The organism is Brevibacterium sp. AGC70 (assembly GCF_057334195.1).
Map to the genome: position 1 here is coordinate 27,896 of NZ_JBHFIH010000009.1, position 12,173 is coordinate 40,068.

14 protein-coding genes are annotated in these 12,173 nt (G+C 63.0%); 9 read left to right on the forward strand and 5 right to left on the reverse strand.

From position 1 onward, the window contains the following. Positions 1-26: 26 nt before the first annotated feature. Together ACE03M_RS05515 and ACE03M_RS05520 are read right to left on the reverse strand one after the other, a co-directional pair. Positions 27-257 (reverse strand): hypothetical protein, encoded by a 231-nt coding sequence (locus tag ACE03M_RS05515; RefSeq protein ID WP_143921561.1) that lies wholly within the window; start codon positions 255-257, stop codon positions 27-29. Between the two features lie 109 nt (positions 258-366). Continuing rightward, positions 367-780 carry a phage holin family protein gene (locus tag ACE03M_RS05520; RefSeq protein ID WP_143921562.1) on the reverse strand — a complete coding sequence of 138 codons (414 nt, stop codon included), beginning with the start codon at positions 778-780 and terminating at the stop codon, positions 367-369. Positions 781-1,041: 261 nt separating this feature from the next. Between ACE03M_RS05520 and ACE03M_RS05525 the strand changes: the two genes are divergently transcribed. After that, complete coding sequence (locus ACE03M_RS05525; RefSeq protein WP_485933089.1) at positions 1,042-2,304, forward strand: MFS transporter; 1,263 nt, start codon at positions 1,042-1,044, stop codon at positions 2,302-2,304. Positions 2,305-2,440: 136 nt separating this feature from the next. Beyond that, positions 2,441-3,910: a peptide MFS transporter gene (locus ACE03M_RS05530; protein ID WP_143921564.1), complete on the forward strand. Its 1,470-nt coding sequence runs from the start codon at positions 2,441-2,443 to the stop codon at positions 3,908-3,910. A gap of 146 nt (positions 3,911-4,056) precedes the next feature. Here the strand turns inward: ACE03M_RS05530 and ACE03M_RS05535 are convergent, their stop codons facing one another. Further along, positions 4,057-4,914: a CPBP family intramembrane glutamic endopeptidase gene (locus ACE03M_RS05535; protein ID WP_485933090.1), complete on the reverse strand. Its 858-nt coding sequence runs from the start codon at positions 4,912-4,914 to the stop codon at positions 4,057-4,059. Positions 4,915-4,992: 78 nt separating this feature from the next. Between ACE03M_RS05535 and ACE03M_RS05540 the strand changes: the two genes are divergently transcribed. Both ACE03M_RS05540 and ACE03M_RS05545 read left to right on the forward strand, forming a co-directional pair. Continuing rightward, complete coding sequence (locus tag ACE03M_RS05540) at positions 4,993-6,174, forward strand: molybdopterin molybdotransferase MoeA (RefSeq protein ID WP_485933091.1); 1,182 nt, start codon at positions 4,993-4,995, stop codon at positions 6,172-6,174. Positions 6,175-6,237: 63 nt separating this feature from the next. Further along, positions 6,238-7,353, forward strand: a complete 1,116-nt coding sequence (locus tag ACE03M_RS05545; RefSeq protein ID WP_485933092.1) for a ThiF family adenylyltransferase — start codon at positions 6,238-6,240, stop codon at positions 7,351-7,353. A 47-nt stretch (positions 7,354-7,400) separates the two neighbouring features. Here ACE03M_RS05545 and ACE03M_RS05550 read toward each other — a convergent pair whose 3' ends face one another. Both ACE03M_RS05550 and moaA read right to left on the reverse strand, forming a co-directional pair. Then, positions 7,401-7,646 (reverse strand): MoaD/ThiS family protein, encoded by a 246-nt coding sequence (locus tag ACE03M_RS05550; RefSeq protein WP_143921568.1) that lies wholly within the window; start codon positions 7,644-7,646, stop codon positions 7,401-7,403. Then, the gene (gene moaA / locus ACE03M_RS05555; protein ID WP_485933093.1) at positions 7,647-8,735 is read right to left on the reverse strand and encodes a GTP 3',8-cyclase MoaA; all 1,089 of its coding nucleotides are present in this window, start codon (positions 8,733-8,735) and stop codon (positions 7,647-7,649) included. A gap of 42 nt (positions 8,736-8,777) precedes the next feature. Here moaA and ACE03M_RS05560 point away from each other — a divergent pair, with 42 nt between their 5' ends. The 5 genes from ACE03M_RS05560 (at position 8,778) to modA (ending at position 12,153) form a co-directional block, all read left to right on the forward strand. Beyond that, on the forward strand, positions 8,778-10,043 hold the full coding sequence (locus tag ACE03M_RS05560) for a molybdopterin molybdotransferase MoeA (protein WP_485933094.1): 1,266 nt from the start codon (positions 8,778-8,780) through the stop codon (positions 10,041-10,043). Then, on the forward strand, positions 10,040-10,510 hold the full coding sequence (gene moaC, locus ACE03M_RS05565; RefSeq protein ID WP_143921570.1) for a cyclic pyranopterin monophosphate synthase MoaC: 471 nt from the start codon (positions 10,040-10,042) through the stop codon (positions 10,508-10,510). Before ACE03M_RS05560 ends, moaC begins: the two co-directional genes overlap by 4 nt. Next, positions 10,507-10,929 carry a molybdenum cofactor biosynthesis protein MoaE gene (locus tag ACE03M_RS05570; protein WP_143921571.1) on the forward strand — a complete coding sequence of 141 codons (423 nt, stop codon included), beginning with the start codon at positions 10,507-10,509 and terminating at the stop codon, positions 10,927-10,929. The genes moaC and ACE03M_RS05570 overlap by 4 nt, the downstream gene beginning before the upstream one ends. Continuing rightward, positions 10,926-11,327, forward strand: a complete 402-nt coding sequence (locus ACE03M_RS05575; RefSeq protein ID WP_485933095.1) for a TOBE domain-containing protein — start codon at positions 10,926-10,928, stop codon at positions 11,325-11,327. The genes ACE03M_RS05570 and ACE03M_RS05575 overlap by 4 nt, the downstream gene beginning before the upstream one ends. 73 nt (positions 11,328-11,400) lie before the next feature. After that, the gene (modA, locus tag ACE03M_RS05580; protein WP_485933096.1) at positions 11,401-12,153 is read left to right on the forward strand and encodes a molybdate ABC transporter substrate-binding protein; all 753 of its coding nucleotides are present in this window, start codon (positions 11,401-11,403) and stop codon (positions 12,151-12,153) included. Positions 12,154-12,173: the final 20 nt, after the last annotated feature.

The following is a 12,173-nucleotide window of genomic DNA, read 5'->3' on the forward strand; positions in this document are numbered from 1 at the left end:
CCCCCCCTTTCGCTCATTCCAGGGACTCAGCCCTTACGGTCAACGATCCAGTGATAGACCATGGGGACGATGAACGCGAGGCAGGAGGCGAGCAGACCGGCCCAGAAGAGCCAGAACTCGGTCCCCGGTGCGCCGAAGAATCCGGCACCGAAGAGGTAGAGACCGAACACGAAGAGGGCAAACGAGAAGACGAAGACGATGACGTCAGCGAACGATGCTGAGTTCCGAGTTCTCTTCGTGGTGGCGATATTGGACATGTTCTCCTCCGACGGTCATTGGGGTGCAGACTGACACACTGAGATGAAGTCTACACGCAGTAGAGAAGATTCCGGGCGCGGCTGAGGCCCGAGTCACGGTGGGAACCGATCAGTCGCGTGCGGAGCTCTTCTCCGGGACCAACCAGCCCAGCAGGGCGGAGACGATGGAGATGATGATCGCGGCGAGGATGGCCGAAGGGAAGAAGGTGTCGATGGTGAACTGGAACGGGGTGAAGCCGCTGAGCCAACTGGTCAGCGCCAGCATGATCGCATTGATGACGATCGAGAACAGCCCCAGAGTCAGACAGGTGATCGGTGCGGACACGATGCTGAGGATCGGTTTGATGAACGCGTTCGCCAAACCGAAGATCAACCCGACAACGAGGTAGGAGATGATCGTGGCGGCGATCGGCCCGGTCTGGTCTTCCACGACTCGGTTTCCTGCGATGGCAACACCAGGCAGGATCCAAGCCGCAACCCAGATCGCACATGCGTTGACGACTACTCGAGAGAGGAAGTTCATGCAGTTATCTTCCCATTCTCGTCTGCATTCTTACTGAGTCGCGGATGGGAATGAGGTCTGTGCCAGATGGCGAAGGTGAGCAAGCTCAAACGCTTGAGCTCACGATCACCCTCGTCTGCCGGCTCCGATCCCGGTAGCCTGGAAGAAGCGCCCACTGGCGCCGACACGGACAGCAAGAGTGCATCTACCGAGTGATTTCGATCCAGGTCACCACGGCGGCACCGATCCCCATCGCAGTGATGGGGGAGAAACTGGATTGATATGCCCAGCAACGAAACCCGCACCCGTCCCGACCAGATCGCAGCACCGACGCTGCTGAGCATCGTGGGCCGCACCTACTTTCCGATCGCCTTCGTGGCCAGATTGCCCTATGCCATGGTGGTCATCGGTGTCCTCACCCTCGTCGTCGCCGGCCGTGACTCGCTGAGCCTCGGCGGAGTCAACTCGGCCATGGTCGGCCTGGGAACGGCGATCTTCGGCTCCTTCATCGGCGCCGCAGCTGACCGTTGGGGGCAACGCCGCGTCCTGCTGATCGTGGGTCTGCTCAACAGCATCGCCCTGATCTTCATGGCCTGGGTCGTCTTCAGCCCCCTCCCTGATTCCGTGGTGCTCATCGCCGCCTTCGCCATCGGTGCTACAGCCCCGCAGGTCGCCCCGATGTCACGCTCACGCCTCGTTGAGATCATCATGTCCACGCTCAACGGCCCCAGACAGCAGAAGACTCTCAACGGCACAATGGCCTACGAGTCGGCAGCCGATGAGTTCGTATTCGTCTTCGGCCCCTTCATCGTCGGTCTCCTCGCCACGACCCTCCACCCGGTCGCGCCGATCATCGGCGCGGTCATCATGACCTTGGTCTTCGTGTCCTCTTTCGCCCTCCACCCCACGGGCAGGGCCGTTGAGAGCACCTCAGCACAGCCACGAGCCCAGGCTCCGGCAAAGGAGCTGTTCACCTTCGGCGTCTTCGTCGTCGTCCTCGGCGTCTTCGGCATCGGGCTCGTATTCGGGTCGACGCTGACGGCACTGACTTCACTGACGAACGATCTCGGACGCCCCGAGGAAGCCGGTCTCATCTACGGAATCATGGGCATCGGCTCTGCCATTCTGGCCATCACCGTCGCAGTGTTCTCCCCACGCTATGCGCTGTGGGCACGACTGCTGTCCTTCGCGCCCCTGATGCTCATCGGAGCCGTGATCATGGCGTCGTCGACGTCGATGGTCACCGTGATCATCGCCCTCCTGCTGATGGGCTGCGCCGTCGGGCCGACCTTGGTGACCCTGTTCAGCCTCGCTGCCGAACGCAGTCCGCTCGGTCGCTCGGCGACAGTGATGTCCATGGCGGGTTCCGCGATCATCGTCGGCCAGTCGGTGGCATCGGCAGTCAACGGAATCCTCGCCGAGGAGGCCGGAACCTCGGCCGCAATGGCTGTCCCGATGGCAGCTTCCGCACTCGTCCTCGTCGCCGGCATGCTCAACCTCCTCGTCGGCAAAGAAGCCCGAAAAAGAGACCTGGTTCACTCGTAGTTTCCGCTTGTTGGGACGCGACGTCCCAGCATTGAGATCGTGTGACCTGAGCAATAACGGGGAGTAGCATTGCCGCTTGTTCACAGTGAATCGCGCATCGCAGTGCGCGTTTGCACGTCACAACGGAAAGCACGATATGTCATCAAGCACCTCAACGGCTGAGGCCACGCGGAACGACACCCGGTTCTTCGGGCACCCGCTTCCGCTCATGCAGCTCTTCAGCCTCGAACTGTGGGAACGGTTCTCCTACTACGGCATGAACGGCATCCTCGCCATCTACCTGTACTTCCAGGTGTCCGAGGGCGGCCTGGGCATGCCTCAGCCGACAGCCATCGGAATCGTCGGCGCCTACGGCGGCGCCGTGTTCTTGGCGACGATCCTCGGTGCATGGGTCGCAGACCGGATCCTCGGCGCGGAGAGGATTCTCTTCTACTCGGCGATCATCATCATGGTCGGCCACATCTGTCTGGCGCTCATCCCCGGCTTCGGCGGAGTCGCCGCCGGTCTCATCCTCGTCGCTCTCGGCTCCGGTGGCCTCAAGGCCAACGCCTCGGCCCTCGTCGGTGAGCTCTACTCGGAGAAGGACCCGCGCAGGGATGCCGGGTTCACGCTGTTCTACATGGGCGTCAACCTCGGTGCCTTCCTGGGACCGCTCATCACCGGCCTCCTGCAGAAGGAGATCGGCTTCCATTTCGGCTTCGGCGCCGCAGCAGTCGGTATGGCTCTGGGTCTGATCATCTATGCCACAGGTCGGAAGAACCTGCCGGACGAATCACGCGGCGCGGTCAACCCGCTGCCGTCTTCGAGGCTCTACCTCTTCATAGCGGCCATTGTCCTCGCAGTCATCCTCATCGTCGTGCTCTGGTTCTCAGGTGTCGTGAACCCGGACAATCTGGACTGGTGGATCGCGGGAATCTCGGCGGGCGCTGCGGCATGCTACTTCGTCGTCATGTACGTCAGCCCGCAGACGAACTCCGATGAGCGCTCACGCGTGCTGGCGTTCATTCCCTTCTTCGTCACCTGCGTGGTCTTCTGGTCCCTGTACCAGCAGATCTTCGGGACGCTCACCGCGTACTCGGACACTCAGATGAATCGCGTGATCTTCGGCTGGCAGATGCCGATCAACTGGCTCCAGCTCATCCCACCGATCTTCGTCATCGCCTTCGCCCCGGTCTTCTCGGCCATCTGGTTCAAGCTCGGCACGCGCCAGATCTCGACCCCGGTCAAGGCAGGGCTCTCGCTCATCCTCATCGGCATCGCGTTCCTGCTGTTCCTGCCGTATGCGAATGCCGGCGAACATGAGACTCCGCTGCTGTGGGTGGCCTTCATCCTGCTGCTCTTCGTCTTCGCCGAACTGCTCATCTCTCCGATCGGTCTGTCCTTCTCGTCGAAGGTCGCACCGAAGGTGTTCCAGTCACAGATGATCGCCGTGTTCTTCCTCGCCTCTGGCGTGGGAACCGCACTGTCGGGTGTCCTCGGCGGCTACTACTCGGCCGACAATCAGACGCCGTATTGGACTTCGATCGGCGCTGCATCGATCATTCTCGGGTTGCTGGCACTGACCCTCACGAAGCCGATGCTCAAAGCACTGCGAGGAATACGCTGACATCTCGCACAGGGGACGCTTCCCGTGTGCGCATGCTCTGATTCGATGAGACGCCCTGGCTCACACCTCGTGATCCAGGGCGTCTCATCATGTGCGCGGGAGAAGCCTGGCACCGTTGGATGACAACTGCGGCCGGCCGCGGGCTCTCACACTCCGATGAAGATGGGCAGCGCCTCGGGATGATGTGCGTAGACGATCGTGAGGAAGACGAGCGCGTCGAAGAGGAGGTGGACCGTCACGGTATAGGGCAGCGATTTCGTTCGAGTGAAGATATAGGCCTGCACGAGTGCGAAGGGGATCGTCAGCACCGGGCCGATAGATCGATAGCCCAACTCCCACAGGAAGGACACGAAGATGATTGTGGTGAACACGTTCGCAGTCCAGAAGGCGAAGTGCTTGCGCAGCAGGGCGAAGACCGTGCAGATGAAGAACAGCTCATCCCAGATGCCGACAGCGTTGACGCCGAAGAAGAGGCGCACGATCTCATCCCACTGAGTCACCGGCGGCCAGTTGAGATAAACCCCGGTGCGCATGAAGTACTGGGGGAGGACGAGCCAGGCGACGACGATGACGAAGGCCAGCCATGCCCATTCCATGCGCGACCACTTCTGCCCACGACGCAGAGGGAAGACGATGGTCCGGTCCTTGAACCCATATCGGGTGATCAGCCACGGCCCGATCACCACGGCGGACAGCACGACTCCCATCCGAGCGATGTTGGACCATGAGATATCGGCTGCCACCGAGATGGAGGAGATCAGTCCCAGGCAGCCGGCGATGACGCTGAGGTCGCGTGCGAACTCTCGGTCGGCCATCCATGCGACGATGAGGGAGGCCACCATCGGCGCGTAGCCGAACGCCCTCAACTCGGGAAACGTGGTTCCGAGCCCGAATAGGACGAAGGCGGACAGCGCCAACAGCACTGCGGCCAGCCCCGGCCAGGAAATGAGATCGAATCGTTTGGAATCAGGTTCGAATCGCGTTTGTGTGTCCACGCTTGTCACTCTAAATCACCACAGTCCGAACACCAGCGCGAGAACCGGAAACTCCTCGTAGTATCTGACACAGGCGAAAGGACACCCGTGGAACCAGAGGAATACTGCCGACTCATCATCTCGTCGGCCCCGCCGCGCACCGTGGAGACGATTCCCACAGCGAAGGCGATCGACAGAATCGCTGCCGCTGACGTGATCGCCGACGCGCCCATCCCAGCGTTCGCCACCGCGGCGATGGACGGCTTCGCATTCGATGAGTCGGCACTGGACAGGTCCCGGTCCGGCGCCGAGGTGGCCCTCAGCGGTGACATCCCCGCCGGGGCCTTGCCGGTGGACATCGCACCAAGCACCGCCGTGCGGGTGATGACCGGAGCGCAGGTGCCCTCCAGCGCCGTGGTGGTCGTTCCCGTCGAACTCACGGATGCCGAGGCCACAGGGCCAGCTCCCGATCGCGTCCGTGTCCCATCTTTGCCCACAGGCCGGCAATCCGGATGGAACATCAGAGCAGTAGGGGAGGACACCCAGGTCGGAGACACCGTCATCCGATCAGGCGAGACGATCAACTCGGCCGGTGTGGGCACACTGGCCATGATGGGACTTGAGAACGTCAGCGTCCTCCGCCCTCTCACCATCGGTCTCATCGTCACCGGGGATGAACTGCGCACCGGTCTCACCACGTCGTTGCAGCCATTCATCAACAACTCGAATCTGCCCATGCTCCGCTCGGCGATCACCGCCGCCGGAGCCATTCCCGTCGAACGCAGCTGCGGGGACGACCCGGCGGCCTTCCGGCAGATCATCGACGAGTTCGCCGCCTGCGTTGACCTGATCATCACCACCGGCGGCATCAGCGCCGGTGCTTTCGAAGTCGTCAGACAGGCCCTCAGCGGCGACCACTCGTCGTTCCTGCGTCTGGCACTGCGACCGGGTGGCCCCCAGGGGTACGGACGCTGCGGTGATGTCCCACTCCTGCATTTCCCAGGCACACCGACCGGAGCCTTCCTGTCCTTCCACCTCTTCGCACGCTCTCTGCTCGAGGCACGTCCCCTCGGATCACGGTGGAAGAAGGCCGTCTACGCCGGTCCCGACATCATCGGACACAACAAGGCCGTCAGCCTGCTGCCTGGCAGATTCACCACCGCGGGAGATGTCGATGTCTCGGACCGGTCACGACTGCGAGACTTCGCCGGCGCCGACGTCATCATCCGTGCACCACGAGCCCCCGGGACGATTCGGACCGGGGACATCATCTCCGTCCTCGACTGCTGAAGCTGTGCCCGGTGACTGCTGAAGCTGCGCCACTGACCAATGAAGCCAACTAGACTGAGGCACATGTCAGCACATGCACTCACCCCTGCGGACACGAAGCGCTATGCCCGTCAGATCCGCCTCAACGGTTTCGGCCTGCAAGCCCAATCCGCACTTCTTGCATCTCATGTGCTCGTCATCGGCGCCGGTGGGCTCGGGGCACCGGTCCTGACGTATCTGGCCGCGGCGGGGGTCGGACGCATCAGCATCATCGACCCCGACACGGTGGAACTGAGCAACCTGCACCGCCAATTCATCCATTCCGAAGCGCGCGTGGGCCACCGGAAGGTCGATTCCGCCAAAGCGCGCATGGGAGAGCTGAATTCGACCCTCGACATCATCACGCACCCCGTGCTGCTGACACCGGACAACGCTCTCGAACTCATCGGTGCAGCCGATATCGTCATCGATGGCAGCGACAACTTCGCGACCAGGTACTTAGCCAACGACGCCTGCGAGATCCTGAACAAGCCCCTCGTCTGGGGCACGATCCTCGGCTTCGACGGGCAGGTCGCCGTCTTCGACACAATGCAGGGGGCAACGCTGCGCGACCTCTACCCGGTCGTCCCAGCTCCCGGATCAGTACCCGACTGCGCAACTGCCGGTGTCCTCGGAGCTCTCTGCGGAAGCATCGGTGCGGCCATGGCGATGGAGACGATCAAGGTCCTCGCCGGCATCGGCACCCCTCTCTACAACGCGGTCTCCATCCACAGCAGTCTCGACGCCAGTTGGGAGAGCATTCCGGTTCGACGACTACCTGAACGTGAGCCGATCACGGAGTTGGGCAGCCACCTCGGCGACTATGCCGATGCACTCGGCAGCCTTCGTGCTGAGATGAACGCCGGGACGCCCGCAGGGAGTGATCCGAGCGTGACGTGGGAGTCGATCACACCCGGCACGCACCTCGTCGACATCAGAGATGCGGAGGAGGTCTCGGCAGGAATGGTTCCAGGCGCTCGGCACATACCGATGGACATCCTCTTGGACGATCCCGGACTGATCTCGGGGAACGGGAAAGTGGCTCTCTACTGCCGTTCGGGAGTGCGCTCTGCCCGGGCCTGCGCACAGCTGCGCGCGCAGGGCAGCGAGGTCAGCTCTGTCTCCGGGGGATATCTCGCCTATCTGTCACTGCCGCACTGACGAACTCAGCCGCGACCGACGGCCAGGCAAGCCGACCCAGCTTCGTCTCAGCCGCCTGCGAAAGGCGGGAGGACGTCGACGGTATCGCCCTCGCTCAGCGCGGCGTGAGGATCCGTGGCAGCGATCGCGTTGACCAGGAAGCTCGAACGGGAGATGACCGTCCTCGCCTCGGCGGCGGCATCCTTCGTCAGGGTCGTGATCAGCCCGTCGATGGTGGCAGCCTCGGCGCTGCATTCTTTGGTTCCGAAGGCCTCTCGCGCGGCTGCGAAGAAGCGGACTCTGATCTGGGGCACTTATCCTCCGATGGCGCTCATAGGGCGTTGGGGCTGTTCGAAGCTCTCGGAATCCATGCCGTGTCCGGCCAGCTTCTTCCAATGCGCACCCTTCCACAGGTTCGCGATCGCTTCATCGTCGGCACCGCCCCGCATGGCGGTGAGAAGATCCACCTCCGTGTGTGAGAACAGGCAGGTGCGCACTCGTCCCTCTGCAGTCAGTCGGGTGCGGGTGCAATCGGCACAGAAGGGTCGGGTCACCGAGGCGATGATGCCGACGTCGCCGATGACGGTCTCCGGATCGTCCCTGCTCGCAACCAGGAACTTCTCCGCTGGAGCACCACCCCGCGGCGCAGAGTCGGGGGTGAGGACGAAATCGGGTTCGAGCAGGGCGAAGATGTCGGCGGCCGTGATCATTGTGCCGCGTTCCCAGGAATGTCCGGCATCGAGAGGCATCTGTTCGATGAAGCGCAGCTTGAGCCCGCGATCGAGACACCAGCGCAGCAGCTGCGGAGCCTGATGGTCGTTGACGCCAGGGAGCAGCACGGCGTTGATCTTCACCGGATCCATTCCGGCAGCCTGGGCACCCTTGATCCCGTCGAGCACCCTGCCCAGGAACGGGCGTCGAGTGATCGTCGCGAAGGTCTCGGGATCGACGGTGTCGAGTGAGACGTTGATGCGGTCGAGGCCCGCGTCCCGCAGCTTCGCGGCACGCTTGTCGAGACCGATCGCATTCGTGGTCAGTGCGATATTGGGGCGGGGATCAAGTGCGGCGACACCGGCAATGATGTCGGTGACGTCTTTGCGGGTCAGCGGTTCGCCACCGGTGAACCGGACCTGGTCGACGCCGAACTTCTCGACGCCGATGCGGACGAAGCGGATGATCTCCTCGGCCGTCATCGCCGCATCGCGAGACATGAACTCCACACCCTCCTCGGGCATGCAGTAGCTGCAGCGCAGATTGCAGAAATCGGTCAGCGAGATGCGCATATCGCGGGCACGTCGATCGAAGGTGTCCAGGAGCGAATCCTCCTGATGGGCCGTAAACGTCTCGCCCGGGTCCACTGTCGGAGTCCTCAGAACGGGCGTGGGCAGGCTGATCTTGCGCATTCTGCCATCCTCCTTGATCAACTTCTTCGTTATCATCGTCCCATGACTACCGCCATCATGCATCGTCGTCGTGTGCTCGACACGATCGGCCCGCTTCTCCACACGCAGACAAGGCCGATCGGCGAACTCCTCGCCTCACCACGGCGCCTGAGCACCACCGTCAGCTCACCGATCGATGTTCCGGGTTTCGACAACTCCAGCATGGACGGATATGCCGTGTCCGCCTCCACGCTTCGCAACGCGCAGCACAGCCACGACACAGACGCCGATGGCAGCGCACATACAGTCTACGGCCCCATCCCGGTGCGCGGCAGGGTTGCGGCCGGAGCACGCGGCAGAGAGGTGGCGGCCGGATCAGCGGTCGAGATCATGACCGGGGCACCGCTGCCTGCGGGCACCGACACAGTGATCAGGATCGAGGATACGCAACCGGGGAACTTTGAGTCCCCGGAGATCACCATCACCCTGCCGGCCACGGCTGCAGGCCCTCAGCCGGGTGACTTCGTGCGCTCTCGAGGCAGCGACGTTGCCGCTGGAGCCATCGTGCTCAGTGCCGGACTGATGCTCACGCCGGCCCACCTCGGCGTCGCAGCAGCGTGCGGGATCACCGCGCTCGAGGTTCAGACCCTGCCTCGGGTGCTCATCGTGAGCACCGGGGATGAGATCACCGCCGATGCCGCCGCCGGAATCCATGACGCAAACTCGATCACCCTGGGTGCCAGTCTCCGCCGCCTGGGAGTCGACGCGACCATCGTCACCGTGCCCGACGATCCGCAGGCACTTCTCGACGCGGTGCGGGCATCCGAGTGCGACCTCGTCATCTCGACCGGCGGGATCTCGAAGGGTGCGCATGAGGTCGTCAAGCTCGCCGCCGACCTCGACGAAGCCTCGACCATGGTCTTCGAACCCATCGCGATGCAGCCGGGGGGACCGCAGGGATGCGGAACACTGGCCGGACTCGCATGGGTGGCGCTGCCCGGTAACCCGGTCAGCGCCCTGATCAGCTTCGAGATGTTCATCCGTCCCGCATTGTTGGGACTCGGCGTGGACGAAGACCCGCGTGAAACCGAATACCACCATCTGCTCGGGGGGCTCGACGAAGCCCCGCCGAGCGGAAAGCTGCAGGTGCGGCGGGCCGTGATGACAGGTTCCGGCCTCGAGCTCATGGGTGGATCTCGCTCCCACCTGCTCCACAACTATGCCCAGAGCACGCATCTCGTCTTCATCCCACCGGCAGCTTCCGGCCCGCAGTCGATTGAGACCGACCGCCGCGCAGACGATAGGCTGAAGACGTGGAAGATCACATGACACTGACGCACATCGACGATTCCGGCGCCGCCCATATGGTCGACGTCGGAGACAAGGACGTAACCAAACGTCGCGCCGTCGCCACCGCACTCATCACCACTCGAAGCGAGGTCATCGATATGATCGCCGAGGCGGGTCTGCCCAAGGGTGATGCCCTGCCGGTGGCCCGCATCGCAGCAGTCATGGGCGCCAAGCGCACCAGTGAGCTCATCCCGCTGTGTCACCCTCTGCCGCTGACCGGCATCGACGTCGACTTCGAACTCCTCGATGACGCCGTCCGCATCAACGGCGCTGTCAAAACCGTATCGAAGACCGGTGTCGAGATGGAGGCGCTGACCGCTGTATCCATCGCCGCATTGACCATCTTCGATATGATCAAGGCCGTCGACCACCAGGCGATCATCGGCGATATCAAAGTCATCGAGAAGTCGGGTGGACGCAGCGGCGACTGGAGCCGGGACACATGAGCGTCATCCACACCGACATCGTCGAGACTCCTATCAGCACCGACGCTCTCGAGACCGATGTCCTCAACGACACCTGCGGTGCTGTGGTCAGCTTCTCCGGTGTCATCCGAGACCACGACGAGGGGCGGGGCGTCCACAGGCTGTCCTACGAATCCCATCCGCTGGCAACGACCCAGATCGCCGAGGTGGCCGCTGAGATCTCGGCGAAGCACCCGGCCGTGCGCCTGTCCGTCGTCCATCGAGTCGGCGCACTCGAGATCGGAGACGTGGCCCTGGCCGCCGTCGTCGCCTCACCACATCGCCATGATTCCTTCGCTGCCTGCTCGGAGCTCATCGACGAGGTCAAGGCGCGGGTCGCGATCTGGAAGCATCAGTTCTTCTCCGACGGTGACGATGAATGGGTGGGAGCTCTCGAATGACGGATCTGCGCATCAATGATGCGGCCCGGTTCCTCGGGGTCAGTGATGACACGATCCGCCGGTGGGTCAGCGAAGGAAAACTCACCCAGCACAAGGACGGATCCAATAGGGCAGTAGTTGAGGGGCGCGAACTCGTGGCCCTGGCCCAGTCGAGTTCTGCGGCACTCGATGATCCGACCGGCGTCGTGAGTTCTGCCCGCAATCGGTTCGCCGGTCTCGTCACCGACGTGGTCATCGACGGGGTAATGGCGCAGGTCGGTCTCCAGTGCGGCCCTTTCCGCGTCGTATCCCTGATGTCAGCAGAGGCCTGCAGGCAGCTGCGACTCGAGCCGGGCAGTCTTGCCACCGCCTCGGTGAAGGCAACGATGGTCTCCATCGACACTGCGGCAACCGGCTGACGGATTCGCCCTATTTGTCGCAGATGCTGGGATGAATGTGCGTTCTATCCGCGAATGCGGGTTTAATGGACAGATGAAGCATCTATCTGCAGCGTGCATCGTTGCCCTGCTCACGCTCACCGCGTGTTCGACCGGCTCAGGCTCGGATCCGGGGGAGAAGACAACTCTGACGGTCTTCGCCGCGGCATCATTGACCGAGGTCTTCGACGATGTCGCAGAGGAGTTCAACAAGACCGAGCCGAACGTCGAAGTGACGTTCTCCTTCGCGGGCTCCTCCGACCTCGTCTCACAGATCTCGGAAGGGGCTCCCGCTGACGTGATCGCCACCGCCGATGAGTCGACAATGAACACGCTCAGCGGTGATGACCTGCTGGCCGGGGCGCCGCAGATCTTCGCTTCGAACACGCTGACCCTGGCGGTGCCGAAGGCAAACCCGGGCAACATCGCATCGTCGAATGACTTCACGGGCAAGGACCTCGTCGTCTGCGCGCCCCAGGTCCCCTGCGGAGCCGCCACCGAAAAGTGGGCGCAGCGCAACGATGTCGCACTCGATCCCGTCAGCGAGGAGAATTCGGTCACCGATGTCCTGGGCAAGGTCAGTGCCGGCCAGGCCGACGCCGGTATCGTCTACGTCACCGATGTCGCCCGTGGGAACGGAGACGTCGAACAGGTCGCGCTCGACGGCGCGGACAAGGTCATCAACAAGTACCCGGCGGCGACGGTCGGATCGAGTGAGAACCAGGAAGCCGCCGATGAGTTTGTCTCGTTCCTGAAGTCTGACAAGGCGGTCGGGTTGTTCGACGCCGCCGGATTCTCGACTCCCTGATATGACCGTTCTGACTGGGG